Here is an 18,593-nt window from a genome sequence, read left to right on the forward strand (position 1 = left end):
TCCGCGCTCCCCGACCGCCCCCCCCCACCCCCACCACCCCACCGCCGCGGGCGCCCGGGGGGGGGGGGCGGCTGTCCCCGGGGGGGTGGGGGGGGGGGGGGGCCGGGGGGGGCCCCCCCACCCCAAGGGTGGCCGCGGAGTGTCCGTCCGGCGCGCCGGTTGCCGCCGGACGGGTGAGTCGTCAGCCGCTGCGCCGGCGCCGTGTGGTCTTGCGCCAGCCGAAGGGCCCCGGCAGGTCCATCGACGTGGTGCGCCGGCCGGTGCTGCTGGTGGTGTGCTTCGGGCCGTGGCTGCCGCCGGTGGTGACGGACCATGAGTGGCGGTTGATGTTCAGCCGGACGCCGGGAAGGATCTGGAAGCTCTTGCGGAAGGTGAGCGGCATCGCTGCCTCCTTCGTCGTCGGGAGAGGTGACCGTTCGCGGAGCGGTTGCGGTGTGCGGGTGTGCGGGTGTGCAGCGTGCGGGGCGTGCGGAGTGCCGCGAGCTGTGTGCGGACGGATCCGGGGACGGGGGTGCGCACCCCCTACGGATGTCCCGAAGTCGGCCGCTCATGCCTGTGCGCCGCGGGGAGGGCCCCCGGCGCTCGCCCTCCCGCGACGCCGGAGTTGCTGCGGACGGGGGCCGCGCCGCACCGGGACCGTGGCGGGAGGGCTTTCGCGGGCGCCCTGGCATGACCGCGCGGCGGCGATGTACTAGAGTTATCTCGACATCGAGATATCTGCCGAGGCGCGCCGCAGCCGCCGCGCGGTAAGGGTTACCTAACTAATCCTTACCCTAGCGGAAGGTCGGGGCCGTGCGGCACCCGCGGCGCCGGCCGCCAATGAGGCGCGGCGCGGTAGTACGCGCACATTGAAGAAGGAGACTGTCGTGTCGGCGAACAGCTTCGACGCCCGCAGCACGCTGCGCGTGGGCGACGAGTCGTACGAGATCTTCAAGCTGGACAAGGTCGAGGGCTCCGCGCGCCTCCCTTACAGCCTGAAGGTGCTGCTGGAGAACCTCCTGCGTACCGAGGACGGCGCGAACATCACCGCCGACCACATCCGGGCGCTGGGCGGATGGGACTCGCAGGCGCAGCCCAGCCAGGAGATCCAGTTCACGCCCGCCCGCGTGATCATGCAGGACTTCACCGGTGTTCCCTGTGTCGTGGACCTCGCCACCATGCGTGAGGCCGTCAAGGAGCTCGGCGGCGACCCGGCGAAGATCAACCCGCTGGCCCCGGCCGAGCTGGTCATCGACCACTCCGTCATCGCCGACAAGTTCGGCACCAACGACGCGTTCGCGCAGAACGTCGAGCTGGAGTACGGCCGCAACAAGGAGCGCTACCAGTTCCTGCGCTGGGGCCAGACCGCCTTCGACGAGTTCAAGGTCGTCCCCCCGGGCACCGGCATCGTCCACCAGGTCAACATCGAGCACCTGGCCCGCACGGTCATGGTCCGCGGTGGCCAGGCGTACCCCGACACGCTGGTCGGCACCGACTCGCACACCACCATGGTCAACGGCCTCGGTGTGCTCGGCTGGGGCGTCGGCGGCATCGAGGCCGAGGCCGCGATGCTGGGCCAGCCGGTCTCCATGCTCATCCCGCGCGTCGTCGGCTTCAAGCTGACCGGCGAGCTCCCGGCCGGCACCACCGCCACCGACCTCGTGCTGACCATCACCGAGATGCTCCGCAAGCACGGCGTCGTCGGCAAGTTCGTCGAGTTCTACGGTGAGGGCGTCGCCGCCACCTCCCTCGCGAACCGCGCCACCATCGGCAACATGTCGCCGGAGTTCGGCTCCACCGCCGCGATCTTCCCGATCGACGACGAGACCCTGAAGTACCTGCGCCTGACCGGCCGCGACGCCCAGCAGGTCGCCCTCGTCGAGGCGTACGCCAAGGAGCAGGGCCTCTGGCTGGACCCGGCCGCCGAGCCGGACTTCTCCGAGAAGCTGGAGCTCGACCTCTCCACGGTCGTCCCCTCCATCGCCGGCCCGAAGCGCCCGCAGGACCGCATCGTCCTGGCCGAGGCCGCGCGGCAGTTCCAGGCCGACGTGCTCAACTACGTCGAGGCCGGCGTCACCGGCGGTGACGACCGCAAGCCGGGCGTGCCGCAGCAGGAGCAGCCGCACGGGGTGGCGTCCTCGGTGGACGAGGCGAGCGCCGAGTCCTTCCCGGCCAGCGACGCCCCGGCCTACGGCCACGAGGACAACGGCTCCGGCGCCCCGCAGCACTCGGCCGTGACGGCCGGCACGGGCCCGTCGAACCCCGTCACGGTCACCGCGCCCGACGGCACGACGTACGAGCTCGACCACGGCGCCGTCACCGTCGCCGCGATCACCTCGTGCACGAACACCTCGAACCCGTACGTCATGGTCGCCGCCGCCCTCGTGGCCAAGAAGGCGGTCGAGAAGGGCCTGACCCGCAAGCCGTGGGTCAAGACCACCCTCGCCCCGGGCTCGAAGGTCGTCACCGACTACTTCGACAAGGCGGGCCTGACCCCCTACCTCGACAAGGTCGGCTTCAACCTCGTCGGCTACGGCTGCACCACCTGCATCGGCAACTCCGGCCCGCTGCCGGACGAGGTCTCCAAGGCGGTCAACGACCACGACCTGGCCGTCACCTCGGTGCTCTCCGGCAACCGCAACTTCGAGGGCCGGATCAACCCCGACGTCAAGATGAACTACCTGGCGTCGCCGCCGCTGGTCGTCGCGTACGCCCTCGCCGGTTCGATGAGGATCGACATCACCAAGGACGCCCTCGGCGTCGACCAGGACGGCAACCCGGTCCACCTCGAGGACATCTGGCCCACCGAGGCCGAGGTCAACGACGTCGTGGCGAACGCCATCGGCGAGGACATGTTCAACAAGTCCTACAAGGACGTCTTCGCGGGCGACGCCCAGTGGCAGGCGCTGTCGATCCCGACCGGCGACACCTTCGAGTGGGACTCCGAGTCCACCTACGTGCGCAAGCCCCCGTACTTCGAGGGCATGACGATGGAGACGACCCCGGTCGAGGACATCACCGGCGCCCGGGTGCTCGCCAAGCTCGGCGACTCGGTCACCACCGACCACATCTCCCCGGCCGGTGCGATCAAGGCCGACACCCCGGCCGGCACGTACCTCACGGAGCACGGCATCGAGCGCCGTGACTTCAACTCCTACGGCTCGCGCCGTGGCAACCACGAGGTCATGATCCGCGGCACGTTCGCCAACATCCGCCTGCGCAACCAGATCGCGCCGGGCACCGAGGGCGGCTTCACCCGCGACTTCACGCAGGACGGCGGGCCGGTGTCGTTCATCTACGACGCCTCGCAGAACTACCAGGCCGCGGGCACCCCGCTGGTGATCCTGGCGGGCAAGGAGTACGGCTCCGGCTCGTCCCGCGACTGGGCGGCCAAGGGCACCGCGCTCCTGGGCGTCCGGGCCGTCATCGCCGAGTCGTACGAGCGCATCCACCGCTCGAACCTCATCGGCATGGGCGTCCTCCCGCTCCAGTTCCCGGAGGGGCAGACCGCCGAGTCCCTCGGTCTGACCGGCGAGGAGACCTTCTCCTTCACCGGCGTCACCGAACTGAACGAGGGCACCACGCCGCGCACCGTCAAGGTCACCACCGACACCGGTGTCGAGTTCGACGGCGTCGTCCGCATCGACACCCCCGGTGAGGCGGACTACTACCGCAACGGCGGCATCCTGCAGTACGTGCTCCGCAGCCTGATCCGCAAGTAGACGATCCCCGGCAGCCGAGGAAGGGCCGCACCCCGGGAAACGGGGGTGCGGCCCTTCGCCGTACTAGGTTCGAGGGCCCTATGAAGAACAACCTGACCTCGCCGGCGGCCAAGGCCGGACACGAGTCCGTGCGGCGGCACAACCTGAGCCTCGTGCTGCGCACCGTACGCGCGGAGGGGGAGGTCACCCGCGCCCGGGTCGCGAGCCTCGTCGGGCTCACGAGGGCCGCCGTGTCCTCCCTCGTCGAGGAGCTCCTCGCGCTCGGCTGCCTGAGTGAGTCGGGCAAGACCTCCAGCGGTTCCGCCGGACGCCCCGGCACCGTGCTCACGCTCGCCCGCACCGGCCCGGCCGGCCTCGGCGTGGAGATCAACATCGATTACGTCTCCGTGTGCGCCGTGGACCTGACCGGCACCGACCGGGTCCGGGTCACCGAGCACACCGACCACCGGGGCGTCCCGCCCGCGGAGGTCCTCGCCCACGCGGCCCGGCTCACCAGCCGGGTGATCGCCTCCACCCGGGAGCAGCGGCTGCGCGTGGTCGGTGTCGAGCTGGCGCTGCCCGGCCTGGTCTCCGGCGGTGTCGTCCGCCAGGCCCCGAACCTCGGCTGGAGCCGGGTCGCCGCCGAGGGCATCTTCGGGCAGGCCCTCAGCACCCTGCGCCCCGCCGGGCGCGCGCTGGCGGTCGGCTCCGACAACGAGGCCAACCTCGCGGCCCTGGCCGAGCTGTGGTTCGGCGGGCTCGGCGGCGTGCGCACCTTCCTCTATCTCACCGGTGAGATCGGCGTGGGCGGCGCCCTCGTGGTGAACGGTGAGATGCTGCGCGGTGCCCACGGTTTCGCGGGCGAGATCGGGCACGTCGTCGTCGACCCGCAGGGGCCGCGCTGCCGGTGCGGGGCGCGCGGCTGCCTGGAGCAGTACGCGGGCCGGGGAGCCCTGCTCCGGGCAGCCGGCATCGACCCGGACGCCGGTGTCCGGGGCGTCGGCGAGCTCCAGCAGCGGGCCGCGAGGGGTGAGGCCCGGGCCCTGACCGCGCTGGGGGAGGCGGGGGACCGGCTGGGTGTGGTGCTGGCCGGTGCGGTGAACTTGTTCGACCCGGAGGCCGTCGTCCTGGGCGGCATCTACCGCGACCTCATGCCGTGGCTGGAGGGCCCGGCCGACGCCCAGCTCACCGCGCGGGTCGTCTCGGGCCGCTGGCACGAGAACGGCAGCAGACTGCGCGCCTCCTCCCTCTCGGGTGACGCCGCCCGGGGAGCGGCGGCCCGGGTGGTGCACGAGGTGCTGGCGGACCCGGGGGCGTACGCGGCGCGGTGACGGCGCACACCCCGGGGCGGGTCTACCGCAGTCCGTGCCGGTCGGCCCAGGTGGAGATGGCGGCCGCGATCTCGGCGGGGCGGTCCTCGGGCGCGTGGTGTCCGGCCGGCCCGCAGTGCGTGGTGTCCAGGGCGGCGATGTGCCCTGCGCACCAGCGTGCCGTGGCCGGGCCGGTCAACAGGGTCGGCGACCCGTCGAACGTCATGAGCAGTTTCGGGACGTCCCCGCTCTCCGCCAGCCAGGTTCCGTACGCCTCGATGCGGGCGACGAGCTCGGTGGGCTCGCCACCGAGAGGCATCTGGCGGGCCCACTCCAGGAGCGGCCGGCGGCTGTCCCGGGTGGGATGAGGGGCGAGGTATGCCTCCAGGTCGTCACCCGTGAGCGGGGTGAGCACGCCCGCGGTGAAGGCCTGACGGACGAACAGGTCCGTGTCCAGCACCAGTTGCTCGCCCGCCCCGGCTCTCCTGACGGTCTCGGAGCGCCTGCGGGCCTGTGGTGTGAGGTCCTCCCAGGCCATGGGCTTGACGATGCTCTCCAGGAAGGCGACGCCGAGGACCGTGCCGGGGTGCCGGGCCGCGCGGTCGAAGGCGAGCGCGCCGCCCCAGTCGTGGCCGACCAGGACCACGTCGCCGAGCCCGAGCGCGTCGAACCAGGCGTCGAGGTAGCGGGCGTGGTCGTCGAACCGGTAGGCGATGTCCGGTCTGCCGGACCTGCCCATCCCGATCAGGTCGGGGGCGAGTACGCGTCCGGGGCCGAGGCCGGGCACGACGTTCCGCCAGATGCGGGAGGAGGCCGGATTGCCGTGGAGCAGGACGAACGTCGTCCCGCTGCCGGTGTCCTCGTAGTGCAGGGTCGAGTCGAGTACGCGTATCGCGGGCACGGGTGTCTCCTTCCTCAGGCCGACGGCCCGAGAGGGGTGTCGAGGAGCGTGGTGAGGTCGCGCACCAGCGCCGCGGTGCGCGGGTCGTCCGCGCCGCCCAACGGGGCGAGGAGCTGGGCGTGCAACCGGCGGACGGTGTCGATCGCCGGGCCGGCGGTCTCGCGTCCGCGGGTGGTGAGTTCCAGCCGCATGACGCGGCTGTCCTCGGCGTCGCGGGACCGGCGGACGAGTCCGGCGGCCTCCAGCGCACGGACCAGCTTCGACACGTACAAGGGCTCCAGGCCGGTGTGGTCGGCGAGTTCGCGTTGGCTCGGACGCGGACCGGTTCGCTGCGGCGCGGATTCCGTCGCGGACTCCATCGCGAACAGCGAGGACAGCAGGGCGTACTGGGCGTGCGTCAGGTCCAGGGGAGCCAGGGCCTGGTCCACGGCGACCCGCCACTTGATGGACAGGCGCCAGACCAGGTAGCCGGGGGTCACCCACCGCGGTGTGTCACTCATGAAAAGTAATGTACATGGACACTATGTCTATGGCTACTGTTTTCGAGGGAGTCCGCCGGGGCGGAGGAACGTGAGCCGGGGGCGGGGAAACGCGGACCGGGACAGGGGAAACGCGAACCGGGGGCGCACGCGCCGGACCCGCACGCGTACGCCCCCGGCCGGGGGTGATCAGGCATCAGGCCCTGTGCGCCGCGATCAGCTGCTGGTACCAGCGGTAGCTGTCCTTCGGGGTGCGCTCCAGGGTGTCGTAGTCGACCCGGATGATCCCGAAGCGCTTGGCATAGCCGAGCGCCCACTCGAAGTTGTCCAGCAGGGACCACACGTAGTACCCGCGGACGTCGACGCCCGCGTCCATGGCGGCCCGCAGCGCCGTCAGGTGGGTGCGCAGGTACTCCACCCGGTCCGCGTCGTGGACGGAGCCGTCGGCCTCGACGCCGTCGTGCTCCGCCGAGCCGTTCTCCGTGATGTGCACGGGGGGCAGGGCGTCGCCGTACGTCTGCTTCAGGGCGGTCAGCAGGTCGGTGAAGGACTCCGGGACGACTGGCCAGCCCATGGCCGTCCTGCGGACCCCCGGGTACTCGCCCTCCGCGTACCGGTTGTCCGTGGCGACGCGCAGTGCCGGGTCCGCCTCGCGGTGCGGGGCGGCGGCGACCACGATCGGGCGGTAGTAGTTGATCCCCAGGAAGTCCAGGGGCTGGGAGATCAGCTCCAGGTCGCCGTCGCGGCGGAAGTCCTGGTTGGTGATCAGCTCGCCCCAGGTCTCCTCCTCGGTGGCCGGGTAGCGGCCCGCGAGGATCGGCTCCGTCCAGACCAGGTTGTGCTGGGTGTCGGCCCGCACGACGGCCGCGAGGTCGGCGTCCGACTCGGTGGCCGGGACGTTGCGGTCCAGGTTGAGGGTGATGCCCGCCTCCCGGACACCGGCCGCGCGCAGCGCCGTCATCGCGTGGCCGTGGCCGACCAGCAGGTGGTGTGCGGCGGCCAGCGCCCCGCGCCCCTCCTTGGCCCCCGGCGCGTGCCGGCCCACCGAGTAACCGAGGAAGGCGCTGCACCACGGCTCGTTCAGGGTGATCCAGCGCGGCACCCGGTCGCCGAGGTGCTCGGCGACGATCGCCGTGTACTCGCCGAAGCGCTCGGCGGTCTCGCGCACCCGCCAGCCGCCCTTGTCCTCCAGCGCCTGCGGAAGGTCCCAGTGGTAGAGGGTGGCGGCCGGCTCGATGCCCGCCTCCAGGAGGGAGTCCACGAGCCGGGAGTAGAAGTCCAGCCCCTTGGGGTTGACCGCCCCGCCGCCCTCGGCCTGGATGCGGGACCAGGCGATGGAAAAGCGGTAGGAGTCCACGCCCAGTTCGCGCAGCAGCGCCACGTCCTCGGGGTAGCGGTGGTAGTGGTCGCAGGCCACGTCCCCCGTGTCGCCGCCGTCCGTCCTGCCCGGGGTGTGGCTGTAGGTGTCCCAGATGGACGGGCCGCGGCCGTCCTCCCCCACGGCGCCCTCGATCTGGTACGAGGCCGTGGCCGCGCCGAAGACGAAACCGGGCGGGAAGACCGGGAAGTCACTCATGAGAACCCTTACTTGACCGAGCCGCCGGTGATCCCGGCGGCGATGTACTTCTGGGACAGGACGAGGAGGACCGCCGCCGGCACCGCGGAGAGGACGGACGCGGCCATGACCGAGCCCCAGTCGCCGACGTGGGCGCCGATGTACTGGTAGATGCCCAGGGTGATCGGCTTGACGTCGTCCGTCGTGTTCAGCGTCAGCGCGAACATGAAGTCGCTCCACGCGTACAGGAACGAGAAGAGCCCCGCGGTGATGACCGAGTTGCGGCTCATCGGCAGGACGACCTGGACGAAGGTGCGGACGCGGCCCGCACCGTCGACCTCGGCGGCCTCGATGACCTCGCGCGGGATGGACACCATGAAGGAGCGCATGAGCACGATCGCGAAGGGGATGCCCAGCGACGCGTCCGCCAGCATGAGGCCGAAGTAGCTGTTGACCAGACCGAGGTCGACGTACGCGCTGTACAGGGCGTTGGCGATGACGATGCCCGGCACCATCTGGGTGATGAGCGTGCCGAAGACGATCGTCCTGCCGCCGCGCAGGTTGAACTGGGCGAGCCCGTACGCCGCCGGTGCGGAGATCGCCAGGCAGATGGCCACGGCGCCGAGAGCGACGGCCAGCGAGGTGAGGAGGTTGGCGCCCTGCTCGGTGAGGGCGGAGGTGAAGCCGGAGAGGTCCACTCCCGTCGGGACCGGCCCGACGTCCACCAGGCTCGCGTCCGGCTGCAGTGCGGTGTTGATCATCCAGTACAGCGGGAACAGCATGACGGCGAGGACGGCGACGCCGAAGACGGTCGCGGCCCAGCCGCGCTTCGGCCGGTGGACGGCGGGCGCCGGGGCGGCGGGGGTACGGGTGGTGGTCGCCATGCCGGTCACTTCCCCTCGTTGCGGTTGATCCGCAGGTAGAACACCGCGAAGACGGCGGAGATCAGGATCAGGATGTTGCCGACCACGGCTCCGGCCCCGAAGTCCATCTGCACGAAGGAGTTCTGGTACGTGAGCGTGCCGAGTGTCTGGGTGGAGTCGGCGGGGCCGCCGTCGGTCAGGGCGAGCACGAGGTCGAGGATCTTCACCGTCGACATGAAGCCGAGCACGAGCACCACGGTGATGACGGGCTTGAGCAGGGGCAGGGTGACCGAGCGGAACGTGCGCCAGGCGGAGGCGCCGTCGAGCGAGGCGGCCTCGCCCAGCTCCTTGGGGACCTCCTGGAGGCCGCCGTAGAGGATCACCATGTTGAACGGGATGCCGATCCAGATGTTGACGAGGACGACCGAGACCAGCGCCATGCCCGTACTCGTCAGCCAGGGCGTGTCACCCGGCAGGCCGACGGTGCCGAGGAACGAGTTGAGGACGCCCGTGTCCTGGTCGAAGATGCGCCGCCAGACGATGCCGGAGACGACCATCGGCACCAGCCAGGGCAGCAGGATCAGCGAACGCAGGATGCCGTTCAGGGGGAAGCGGCGGGTGAAGAAGACGGCGAGGGCCAGACCGATGCAGAACTGGCCGGCGAGCGAACCGACGGTGAACAGGATCGTCTGCCAGAGGGCCTTGCCGAACAGGCCGTCGTCGAAGACGTTGCGCCAGTTGTCCAGGCCGTTGAACGGCGCCTCGCCGGTGAAGAAGGTGGACGGCGAGTAGTCCTGGAAGCTCATCACGATGTTGCGGACGAGCGGGTAGCCGAAGAACAGCGCCATGAAGACGACGGCGGGGGCGACGAAGCCCCACTGGGCGAGCCTCCTGCGCCGCTCGGCGCTCCGCGGGTTCACGGGCTTCCCGGCCGCGGCGGCCTTCGGGCCGGCCGGCGGCGCGGCGGCCGGGGCTGTGGTGGATGACATGGTTCGTTACCTCAGTTCCCGCTCGTGACCTGCTGCTGGGCACGCTTCAGAGCGGCCTCGCTGGACTCGCCGGTGAGGGCGGACTGGAACGCGCTCTGCAGGGCGAGCGACACCGACGACCACCGCGCACCGACCTTCGCGGTACGGGAGCGGGCCGTCGAGACCTGTCCGGCCAGGGCCGCGAGCTCCGGGGCCTTCGTCCGCCACACGGCGGCGGCCTTAGTGTTCGCCGGGACCATCCAGCTGTTCAGGGCGTAGGTGATCTGCTCCTGCTCGCCCGCCATGCAGCCGATGATCTCGGCGGCCGTCCTCTCCCGCTCGCCGTCACCCGTGTTGGGCACGGTCAGCACCCCGCCGCCCAGCGGGCCGACCGAGTCGGCGCCGGCCTCGGGGACGGGGATCTGCGCGATGCCCCAGTTCAGGCCCTTCCTGGCGTTGAGGGTCTCCACCTGCCACGGGCCGTTGATCATCATGGCGGCGTTGCCGGCCATGAACTGGTCGTTCACGTCGGCCTGGGTCCAGTTGACGGTGGACTTGGAGAGCGAGCCGTCCTTCAGCAGGGCCTTCCAGTAGTCCAGCGCACCGGCCACCTCGGGACTGTCGAGCTTCGTCTCGTCGCCGCCGTTCGACCACATGAACGGGGTGAACTGGAAGACGCCGTCCTCCGCGCCGCCCGCGCTCAGCGCGAGCCCGTAGCGTTTGCCCTGGGTGAGCTTCGCGGCCGTCGCCCTCATCTCGGCCCAGGTGGTGGGGACCTTCAGGCCGGCCTTGTCGAGGGTGTCCTTGTTGTAGAACAGCGCCAGGGTGTTCACCGTGCGCGCCGCGCCGTAGTACTTCCCGCCGAACGAGCCGAAGTCCACGATCCCCTCGGGAATGTCCGTGGTGGCCAGCCCCAGGTCCTTCAGGGGTATCAGCCCACCGGCCTCGGCGAACGTCGGCATCTCGGAGGCGTCCAGCTGGAGCACGTCCGGCAGGGACTTCGAGGAGGCCATGCGCAGCGCCTTCGTCATCAGCTGCGCGGCCGGCACGCTCTGCTGCTCGATGGTGATGCCGAGCTGCTTGCCGCACCGTTCGAGGGTGTCACCGTCCCAGCGGTGGTACGACTCGTCGGTGGAGGAGTTCATCACGGTGTAGACGTCGTCGTCGCGCTGCTGGCCGCACCCGGACAGCACCGAGCCGGCGAGGACGGCGGAGACGACGGTGAGGGGGATGAGGGTCCGCCTGCTGCGGCGGCGTCGGACCACGCCGTCCGGGGAGGGTTCTGTCACGGTGGTGCCCTTGCGGTGAGAGGGGGGCCGGGGATGCGGGGGAGCGCTCCCACGGGCTCGTCGTCCAGGCCGTGCCGGCCCGGTGGGCCCGGGTACGGGCGGGGGTGTCCGGCGGCGGGACCGCCGGACACCCGGGGATCGTCAGCGGATGCCGAGGAGGTGGTCGAGGGCGAGTTGGTCGAGGGCTTCGAAGGCCATGGAGCGTTCGGCGGCGGTGGTGACGTCGAAGTCCTCGTAGGCGGTGCGGTCGGCGAGGAGTGCCTTGAGGCCGTCGTCGGCGGTGGGGCGGGCGAGTTCGTCCAGGCGGGAGGCGGTGAGGGCTTCCTGGACGGCGGGGTCGGCGCGGAAGGCGGCGGCGCGTTCCTTGAGGATGAGGTAGTTGCGCATGCAGTTCTTCGCCGATTCCCACACGCCGTCGATGCCGTCGGTGCGTACGGGCTTGAAGTCGAAGTGGCGGGGGCCTTCGTAGCCGGCGGTCTCCAGGAGGTCGACGAGCCAGAAGGCCTGGCGCAGGTCGCCGGCGCCGAAGCGGAAGTCCTGGTCGTACTTGATGCCGGACTGGCCGTTGAGGTCGATGTGGAAGAGCTTGCCGGCCCACAGGGCCTGGGCGATGCCGTGGGGGAAGTTGAGTCCGGCCATCTGCTCGTGTCCGGTCTCGGGGTTCACGCCGACCAGTTCGGGGCGCTCGAGGCGCTCGATGAAGGCGAGGGCGTGGCCGATGGTGGGCAGGAGGATGTCGCCGCGGGGCTCGTTGGGCTTGGGCTCGATGGCGAAGCGCAGGTCGTAGCCCTGGTCGGTGACGTAGTCGCCCAGGAGGTCGAAGGCTTCCTTCATGCGGTCCAGGGCGGTGCGCACGTCTTTCGCGGCGCCGGACTCGGCGCCTTCGCGGCCGCCCCAGGCGACGTAGGTGCGGGCGCCGAGTTCGGCGGCGAGGTCGATGTTGCGGATGACCTTGCGCAGGGCGAAGCGGCGTACGTCGCGGTCGTTGGAGGTGAAGCCGCCGTCCTTGAACACCGGGTGGGTGAACAGGTTCGTGGTGGCCATCGGGACCTTCATCCCGGTGCGTTCCAGCGCGTCCTTGAACCGGCCGATCAGGCGGGCCCGCTCGGTGTCGTCGGAGCCGAAGGGGATCAGGTCGTCGTCGTGGAAGGTCACCCCGTGCGCCCCGAGTTCGGCCAGCCGCTCGACCGACTCGACCGGGTCCAGGGCGGGCCGGGTCGGCTCACCGAACGGGTCGTTGCCACGCCAGCCCACGGTCCACAGACCGAAGGTGAACCTGTCGTCAGGGGTGGGGGTGAAACGGTCCGGCATTGATCAGCCTCTTGTCGACGAAGGCGCGGGCGGCTGCGCTGCCGCCCGACCTATTTGTTTGCTTGCAGTACTAATACTCCATCGCGTCGGGGGTTTCTAGCCCGTTTCCGTGACGTATCGGTCACGTGGTGCCATCATGGCCGATCCGGGGCGTGTAACGCGGGTCGAAACTTTCGGGATGCCCGGCCGCCCCCGGTGGTGCACCCACCTGGCCACCGCATTTGTTTTGTGTACGATCAAAATCGAGGACCGTCGCCGCGTCGCACCGCAGCCGCCCCGAGGTCCCCCACCCCCGAACCTCCGACTCCCGTACTCCGAGACGGACGAAGGACCACCCCCATGAAGTTCACCGACGGCTTCTGGCAGTTGCGCAACGGCGTACACGCCTCCTACGCCACCGAAGTCCGCGACGTCCGCCTCGACGAGGACCGTCTCGCCGCCTACGCCGCCGTCAAGCGCGTCGAACGCCGTGGTGACACGCTGAACGCGCCGCTGATCACCGTGGACGCCCACGCCCCGGCGGAGGGCGTCATCGCGGTGCGCCTCACCCACCACGCGGGCAGGCGCCGCAGGGGGCCCGACTTCGAGCTGCCGGGCGCGGCCGCCCGGTCCGCCGCGACCACCCGCACCGAGGGTGCCACCGCCGAGCTGACCAGCGGCCCCCTCACCCTGCGCGTGCCCACCGAGGGCGCCTTCGGCCTCGAGTTCCTCGACGGTGCCGGGCAGCTCCTGACCTCGGCCGGGCGCAAGGGCACCGCCTTCGCGACCCTGGCCGACGGCACCCACCACATGGTCGCCCAACTCGCGCTCGGCGTGGGGGAGACCGTCCACGGCCTGGGTGAACGCTTCACGCCGTACGTCAAGAACGGCCAGGTCGTCGACATCTGGCAGGCCGACGGCGGCACGAGCAGCGAGCAGGCGTACAAGAACGTCCCGTTCTACCTCTCCTCGCGCGGCTACGGCGTCTTCGTCAACCACCCGGGCAAGGTCTCCTTCGAGGTGGGTTCCGAGGCCGTCGGGCAGGTGCAGTTCAGTGTCGAGGACCAGACCCTGGAGTACTTCGTCGTCGCCGGCCCCACGCCGAAGGAGGTCCTGTCCAGGTACGCCGCCCTCACCGGCCTCCCCGCCCTCCCGCCGGCCTGGTCGTTCGGGCTCTGGCTGACCACGTCCTTCACCACGGCCTACGACGAGGCGACCGTCACCTCCTTCGTCGACGGCATGGCCGAGCGCGGGATCCCGCTCAGCGTCTTCCACTTCGACTGCTTCTGGATGCGCGAGTACCAGTGGTGCGACTTCGAGTGGGATCCGGCCGTCTTCCCCGACCCGGAGGGCATGATCGCCCGGCTGAAGGACAAGGGCCTGAGGATCTGCGTCTGGATCAACCCCTACATCGGGCAGAAGAGCGCCCTGTACGGGGAAGGGGCGGAGAAGGGCTACTTCGTCCGGACGGCCGACGGCGACGTCTGGCAGTGGGACAAGTGGCAGGCCGGCATGGCCCTGGTCGACTTCACGAACCCGGAGGCCACGGCCTGGTTCCAGGGCAAGCTCAAGGTGCTCCTCGACCAGGGCGTCGACGGCTTCAAGACCGACTTCGGCGAGCGCATCCCCACCGACGTCGTCTGGCACGACGGCTCGGACACCGAGCGCATGCACAACTACTACACCCACCTCTACAACAAGGCCGTCTTCGAGCTCCTGGAGGCGGAACGCGGCCAGGGCGAGGCCGTCCTCTTCGCCCGCTCGGCGACGGCCGGCGGCCAGCAGTACCCGGTCCACTGGGGCGGTGACTGCTGGTCCTCCTTCGAGGCCATGGCGGAGTCCCTGCGCGGCGGCCTCTCGCTCTCCCTGTCCGGCTTCGGATTCTGGAGCCACGACATCGGCGGCTTCGAGGGCACCCCGGACCCGGCGGTCTTCAAGCGCTGGCTCGCCTTCGGCCTGCTCTCCTCCCACAGCCGGCTGCACGGCTCGTCGTCGTACCGCGTGCCGTGGGAGTTCGGCGACGAAGCGGTGGACGTGGCACGGCGGTTCACCCGGCTGAAGCACCGCCTCATGCCGTACCTGTACGGCGCCGCCGTCGAGGCACACCGCACCGGGGTGCCGACCATGCGGCCCCTGCTGCTGGAGTTCCCCGAGGACCCGACGGCCCGCACGGCCGACCGCGAGTACCTGCTGGGCCCGGACGTCCTCGTTGCCCCCGTCTTCTCCGAGGACGGCCGGGTCGAGTACTACGTCCCCGAAGGCACCTGGACCAGCCTGCTGACGGGCGGGACGGTGACCGGCCCCCGCTGGCACCGCGAGACCCACGGCTTCGACAGCCTGCCCCTCCTGGTCCGCCAGGGCGCGGTGCTCGCCCTCGGCGCGGACGAGTCCCGGCCGGACGGGGAGTGGCTGGACGACCTGGAGCTGCGCGTCTTCGCCCCGGCGGGCACCGGCGACTTCACCCGCACGGTGACGGTCCCCGACCGCGCGGGTGCGGTGGCCGCCACGTACGAGGTGACGTACACGGGCGGCGAGGCCCGTGTCACGACGGACACGGACCGGCCGTACACGGTCACGGTCGTGGGGGAGTAACGGACGTCAGCCGCTGAACCCGCCCCCGGCGGGCAGCCGGAGCGCCGAGACGAAGGCGGTCCAGCTGCCCGCGGGGAAGGTGAGCACGGGACTGTGGGCGAGCTTCGTGTCACGTACGGGGACGAGGCCGGGGACGTTGCCGGCGACTTCCACGCAACTGCCACCATCCGCGTTGCTGTACGACGACGTGCGCCAGGTCGCGGCGGCCAGGTCAGATTCGGGGTTCATCGGTCGCATGGTCCTTCGCCGCCGATGCGATCAGGGCGAGGGACGCCTCCGGCGACAGCGCGACGGCCCTCGCCAGATCGTATGTGGATCGGTAATCCGCCACCAGCGTGGCTTCGTCGATCAGTTGGCCCGTGTACGCGCCTTCTGTGTACACCACGGTCGGAGAGTCGCCGAACTGCATGAGCGAGACCATGGTGTTCAGGAACGGGTGCGCACCCGCGGAGAACGGCAGGACCTGCAACAGCACATGCGGGTGCGCATGGGCGCTCTCGACCAGGTGGACGAGCTGCTCACTCATGGTGTTGCGCCCACCCACCGGTACCCGCAACGCCGCTTCGTGGATGATCACCCAGAATGCCGGACGCGTGACACCGCTGAGCAGCTGGGCCCGCTGGATGCGGGTACCGACCTGCTGTTCCAACGCCTCCTCGGAGGCATGCCGCCGGGCGGAGCTGATCAACGCCCGGGCGTACGCCCGGGTCTGGAGCACGCCCGGCACCAGCATCGGCGCGTACTCGTTGATCGAGACGGCGCGCTGCTCCAGCTCCGCCGCGTCGGCGAAGTAGTCGGGCACCTTCGACGTCCGTGCCAGCCGGCACAGCCGTTGCAGGTGCTCACCGCTCCCCAGCAGTGCGTCGAACACCTTGGACATGTCCAGCTGCGGCCTTCGTTCCGCCGCCTCGAACATGCCGATGTACGAACCGGAGCAGAACACCCGCTCACCCAGCTGCCCCTGCGACATCCCGGCGGCCTCGCGGAGGCGGCGCAGCTCGGAGCCGTAGAAGGCCCTGGGATCGGTGTAGGGGTCGAGTTCCCTGGGCAGCGGCATGCCACAGAACGTAGCGGGTCGCGGACCGGATCGGGGCCGGTCCGCGCGCGGACCGCCCTTTCGGGGCGAGCCGCCCCGCTCCCGACCGGCAGGAATGCGATCGTTGGCCGGCGGGTTGGCACCAGCGCGACGCGCGCACGGCACGGCACAGAAGGCGGACGTAATCATGGGCGAGCTGATCCTCATCCGGCACGGCGAGACCGAGTGGTCCCGGTCGGGGCAGCACACGAGCTTCACCGACCTGCCGCTGACCGAGTTGGGGGAGCGGCAGGCCCGCGCCCTCGTGCCGCTGCTCGCCGAGCGGGAGATCGGCCTCACCCTGACCAGCCCGTACCTGCGAGCCCGCCGCACCGCGGAGCTGGCCGGGCTGCCCGCCCTCCGGGAGGCCCCGGACCTGCACGAGTGGGACTACGGGGCGTACGAGGGCGTGACCACGGTCGACATCCGCCGCACCCGGCCCGACTGGAACCTGTGGACCGACGGGGTCGCCCCCGGCCCGGCCGGGCACCCGGGGGAGACCCCGGCGGAGGTGGGAGCCCGGGCGGACCGGATCCTGGCGGAGGTGCGGGCGGCGGCGTCACGGCTCGGGGAGGCCGACATCGCCCTGGTGGCGCACTCCCACTTCCTTCGCGTGCTGACCGCCCGCTACCTGGGGCTGACCCCGGCGAGTGGAGAGCTGTTCCAGCTGGCCACGGGGGCGGTCTCACGCCTCGGCACCGAACACGGCAAACCGGTCGTCACGGCCCTCAACATGGCACTGCCGGAGCGGCTGTTGAACGCCATCGGCTGACGGGGGCCGGCGGGGAACGACACCGCCGGCCGGAGGGAGGGGCGAGCCGGTCCACCGGCGGGGCACCGCACTCGCCCCGGCGCCCTTCGGGAGCGACGCGGACGGCCGGTACCTCTGCCCCCGAGGTACCGGCCGGAGCCCGCGAGGCGGGGTCAGACCGCCTTCCTCAGCGACGTGAGATGGGCGAAGACCACGACGTTGGCCGAGTAACCGGCCTTCTTGTCGAAGCGCCCCCCGCACGTCAGCAACCGGAGCTCGGGCCGCCCGGTCGCGCCGTACACCTTGCCGTCGGGGAACTTCTCCTTCGTGTACGTCTTCACGGCGTCGACCGTGAACACCGCGGTCTTCCGGTCCGCGCGCACCACCGTGACCTTGTCGCCGCGGCGCAGTGCGTTCAGGTTGAGGAAGATGGCGGGCCCCGTCCTCGTGTCCCGGTGCCCCACGATCAGACTGGTGCCCGCCTCGCCGGGAGAGGGGCCTTTCTCGTACCAGCCGGCGAGTGCCGGCCTGTTCAACGGCGGGGCCCCGAGCCGCCCCTTGCCGTCGAGGCCCAGGCCGATGACCGGGGCCTCGATGAAGATGGCGGGGATGGCGACTTTCAGTGGGCGGGAGTGGACCAGCGGCGCGTGGGACGCGGGCACGTGCTCCGGCGGCGTGTGCGGCGCCCTGCGGAACGGTTCCCGCCCCCCGCCCGCGGCGTCGGTGCCGCGGGCGGCGGTGGCCGACGGGGTGTCCTCGGAGGAGTCCGAGAACACCCGGACGATGCCGGTCACCAGCGAGAACGTCACGCACAGCGTCATGGTCAGACGGCATGCGCGACTCGGTCCCCGTCGTCGTCGCCGTCGGCAGCGGGCGTTATGCCTCGCCACGGGCACGGCGGCGTGCGGTCCGGCGGACCATGACCAGGCCGGCGATCCCGGCGGCTCCGGCGACCAGCGCGGCCGTGGTGCCGACGTTCGAGTCGTTCTCCGAGCTCACGCTCTCCATGTCGGGGACACCGCCGCCGCCCGCGGGCACCGCGCCGGACGGCTTGTCGTAACCCCGCCCGGTCGAGTCGGAGGAGGAGCCCCGCTCCTCGCCGTCCCCGCGGCTGCCGCCCTGCCCCTGACCGCGCCGGTCGCAGTCGACCTCGAAGCTCTTCTGCTTCGGGCCCGCCGCGACGACCCAGACCAGCTGGTAGGTGCCCTCCGGGAGCAGGTACTCCTGGCTGCGCGCCTCACCGTTGACGAGCGGCAGGGTGCCCAGCAGCGTGTCGCCCGGGGGCACGGTCGGCGGCTGCTCGGTGATCGTCCAGGGGACGGCCGGGAGGGCGTCGAAGTTCTCCGCCCTGAGCACGAACTTGCAGACCTCGACGCCGTCGCGGTCACCGCGCGAGTGCCAGCCGACGGAGGTGATGTCGATGTCACCGCTGTCGCCGGGTGCGGCGAGGGCGGCGGGTGCTCCGGCAAGGGTGGCGCCGGCGACGGCGACCGCGGCGGCCACCGTGGTGCCCGTGCGGACGCCGCGGGCGCGGACGGAAGCGGAAATGCGCATGGAGGGCTCCTTCAAGCCGAGATGATTGTCGTACTGATCACCTGATCGCCTAAGGGATGCCATGAATTGTCATAAAAGTCCGGTACGACACTGGAAATGTGCCAGAAGTACCCTGATCGGCTGATAGGGCGGAGTCGGCAATCAGGTGACCGGCGCCGGGCCCTGCCTCCGGGGCCGGGTGGCCCGGACGCGTCCGCCCCCCCCGGCCCGCTCGTGGCGCCCACGGCCCGCCGGAAGCGCCCCTCCGGCCTCGCGCGGGGGACCCCCTGCCACAGCCACTTCCCGG

The 18,593-nt window shown here is 71.2% G+C and carries 16 protein-coding genes; 4 read left to right on the forward strand and 12 right to left on the reverse strand.

Annotation, left to right across the window (positions count from 1 at the left end; all coding sequences use genetic code 11):
- Positions 1-181 precede the first annotated feature (181 nt).
- A complete protein-coding gene (locus tag ABZ371_RS09165) occupies positions 182-382 on the reverse strand; it encodes a DUF4236 domain-containing protein (RefSeq protein WP_358675680.1) in 201 nt (66 codons plus the stop codon).
- Between the two features lie 484 nt (positions 383-866).
- Here ABZ371_RS09165 and ABZ371_RS09170 point away from each other — a divergent pair, with 484 nt between their 5' ends.
- Together ABZ371_RS09170 and ABZ371_RS09175 are read left to right on the forward strand one after the other, a co-directional pair.
- Entirely contained in the window at positions 867-3,701 is a 2,835-nt protein-coding gene (locus tag ABZ371_RS09170; RefSeq protein ID WP_358675682.1) for an aconitate hydratase, read from the forward strand.
- 80 nt (positions 3,702-3,781) lie between these two features.
- Positions 3,782-5,011: an ROK family protein gene (locus tag ABZ371_RS09175; protein WP_358675685.1), complete on the forward strand. Its 1,230-nt coding sequence runs from the start codon at positions 3,782-3,784 to the stop codon at positions 5,009-5,011.
- A gap of 22 nt (positions 5,012-5,033) precedes the next feature.
- Here the strand turns inward: ABZ371_RS09175 and ABZ371_RS09180 are convergent, their stop codons facing one another.
- The 7 genes from ABZ371_RS09180 to xylA form a co-directional block, all read right to left on the reverse strand.
- Complete coding sequence (locus tag ABZ371_RS09180; RefSeq protein ID WP_358675688.1) at positions 5,034-5,891, reverse strand: haloalkane dehalogenase; 858 nt, start codon at positions 5,889-5,891, stop codon at positions 5,034-5,036.
- Between the two features lie 14 nt (positions 5,892-5,905).
- Positions 5,906-6,391, reverse strand: a complete 486-nt coding sequence (locus ABZ371_RS09185; protein ID WP_358675690.1) for a MarR family transcriptional regulator — start codon at positions 6,389-6,391, stop codon at positions 5,906-5,908.
- A gap of 175 nt (positions 6,392-6,566) precedes the next feature.
- The gene (locus ABZ371_RS09190) at positions 6,567-7,946 is read right to left on the reverse strand and encodes a GH1 family beta-glucosidase (RefSeq protein WP_358675693.1); all 1,380 of its coding nucleotides are present in this window, start codon (positions 7,944-7,946) and stop codon (positions 6,567-6,569) included.
- 8 nt (positions 7,947-7,954) lie between these two features.
- Positions 7,955-8,809: a carbohydrate ABC transporter permease gene (locus tag ABZ371_RS09195; RefSeq protein ID WP_358675696.1), complete on the reverse strand. Its 855-nt coding sequence runs from the start codon at positions 8,807-8,809 to the stop codon at positions 7,955-7,957.
- Positions 8,810-8,814: 5 nt separating this feature from the next.
- The gene (locus ABZ371_RS09200) at positions 8,815-9,777 is read right to left on the reverse strand and encodes a sugar ABC transporter permease (protein ID WP_358675699.1); all 963 of its coding nucleotides are present in this window, start codon (positions 9,775-9,777) and stop codon (positions 8,815-8,817) included.
- Positions 9,778-9,788: 11 nt separating this feature from the next.
- Positions 9,789-11,045: a sugar ABC transporter substrate-binding protein gene (locus tag ABZ371_RS09205; protein ID WP_358675701.1), complete on the reverse strand. Its 1,257-nt coding sequence runs from the start codon at positions 11,043-11,045 to the stop codon at positions 9,789-9,791.
- A 141-nt stretch (positions 11,046-11,186) separates the two neighbouring features.
- Positions 11,187-12,356 carry a xylose isomerase gene (gene xylA, locus ABZ371_RS09210; RefSeq protein WP_358675704.1) on the reverse strand — a complete coding sequence of 390 codons (1,170 nt, stop codon included), beginning with the start codon at positions 12,354-12,356 and terminating at the stop codon, positions 11,187-11,189.
- Positions 12,357-12,695: 339 nt separating this feature from the next.
- Between xylA and yicI the strand changes: the two genes are divergently transcribed.
- A complete protein-coding gene (gene yicI / locus ABZ371_RS09215) occupies positions 12,696-14,927 on the forward strand; it encodes an alpha-xylosidase (protein WP_358675706.1) in 2,232 nt (743 codons plus the stop codon).
- 6 nt (positions 14,928-14,933) lie between these two features.
- Here yicI and ABZ371_RS09220 read toward each other — a convergent pair whose 3' ends face one another.
- A complete protein-coding gene (locus ABZ371_RS09220; protein ID WP_358675709.1) occupies positions 14,934-15,155 on the reverse strand; it encodes a DUF397 domain-containing protein in 222 nt (73 codons plus the stop codon).
- Positions 15,139-15,984: a helix-turn-helix transcriptional regulator gene (locus tag ABZ371_RS09225; RefSeq protein ID WP_358675712.1), complete on the reverse strand. Its 846-nt coding sequence runs from the start codon at positions 15,982-15,984 to the stop codon at positions 15,139-15,141. The genes ABZ371_RS09220 and ABZ371_RS09225 overlap by 17 nt, the downstream gene beginning before the upstream one ends.
- Positions 15,985-16,150: 166 nt before the next feature.
- On the opposite strand from ABZ371_RS09225, the gene ABZ371_RS09230 reads away from it, so the two are divergent.
- Positions 16,151-16,774: a histidine phosphatase family protein gene (locus ABZ371_RS09230; protein WP_358675715.1), complete on the forward strand. Its 624-nt coding sequence runs from the start codon at positions 16,151-16,153 to the stop codon at positions 16,772-16,774.
- 152 nt (positions 16,775-16,926) lie between these two features.
- Here ABZ371_RS09230 and ABZ371_RS09235 read toward each other — a convergent pair whose 3' ends face one another.
- Both ABZ371_RS09235 and ABZ371_RS09240 read right to left on the reverse strand, forming a co-directional pair.
- Positions 16,927-17,574: a class F sortase gene (locus ABZ371_RS09235; RefSeq protein WP_358675718.1), complete on the reverse strand. Its 648-nt coding sequence runs from the start codon at positions 17,572-17,574 to the stop codon at positions 16,927-16,929.
- A gap of 55 nt (positions 17,575-17,629) precedes the next feature.
- Positions 17,630-18,307, reverse strand: coding sequence for a hypothetical protein (locus ABZ371_RS09240; protein ID WP_358675721.1), 678 nt, complete (start codon positions 18,305-18,307; stop codon positions 17,630-17,632).
- Positions 18,308-18,593: the final 286 nt, after the last annotated feature.

Origin of the sequence: Streptomyces sp. NPDC005899 (assembly GCF_040629645.1) — a bacterium.
GTDB lineage: Bacteria > Actinomycetota > Actinomycetes > Streptomycetales > Streptomycetaceae > Streptomyces.

Coding starts and splice junctions, on each gene's coding strand:
- ABZ371_RS09165 (WP_358675680.1), bottom strand. CDS start 382: ATGCCGCTCACCTTCCGCAAGAGCTTCCAGATCCTTCCCGGCGTCCGG.
- ABZ371_RS09175 (WP_358675685.1), top strand. CDS start 3,782: ATGAAGAACAACCTGACCTCGCCGGCGGCCAAGGCCGGACACGAGTCC.
- ABZ371_RS09185 (WP_358675690.1), bottom strand. CDS start 6,391: ATGAGTGACACACCGCGGTGGGTGACCCCCGGCTACCTGGTCTGGCGC.
- ABZ371_RS09190 (WP_358675693.1), bottom strand. CDS start 7,946: ATGAGTGACTTCCCGGTCTTCCCGCCCGGTTTCGTCTTCGGCGCGGCC.
- ABZ371_RS09195 (WP_358675696.1), bottom strand. CDS start 8,809: ATGGCGACCACCACCCGTACCCCCGCCGCCCCGGCGCCCGCCGTCCAC.
- ABZ371_RS09200 (WP_358675699.1), bottom strand. CDS start 9,777: ATGTCATCCACCACAGCCCCGGCCGCCGCGCCGCCGGCCGGCCCGAAG.
- xylA (WP_358675704.1), bottom strand. CDS start 12,356: ATGCCGGACCGTTTCACCCCCACCCCTGACGACAGGTTCACCTTCGGT.
- yicI (WP_358675706.1), top strand. CDS start 12,696: ATGAAGTTCACCGACGGCTTCTGGCAGTTGCGCAACGGCGTACACGCC.
- ABZ371_RS09220 (WP_358675709.1), bottom strand. CDS start 15,155: ATGAACCCCGAATCTGACCTGGCCGCCGCGACCTGGCGCACGTCGTCG.
- ABZ371_RS09225 (WP_358675712.1), bottom strand. CDS start 15,984: ATGCCGCTGCCCAGGGAACTCGACCCCTACACCGATCCCAGGGCCTTC.
- ABZ371_RS09230 (WP_358675715.1), top strand. CDS start 16,151: ATGGGCGAGCTGATCCTCATCCGGCACGGCGAGACCGAGTGGTCCCGG.
- ABZ371_RS09235 (WP_358675718.1), bottom strand. CDS start 17,574: ATGACGCTGTGCGTGACGTTCTCGCTGGTGACCGGCATCGTCCGGGTG.
- ABZ371_RS09240 (WP_358675721.1), bottom strand. CDS start 18,307: ATGCGCATTTCCGCTTCCGTCCGCGCCCGCGGCGTCCGCACGGGCACC.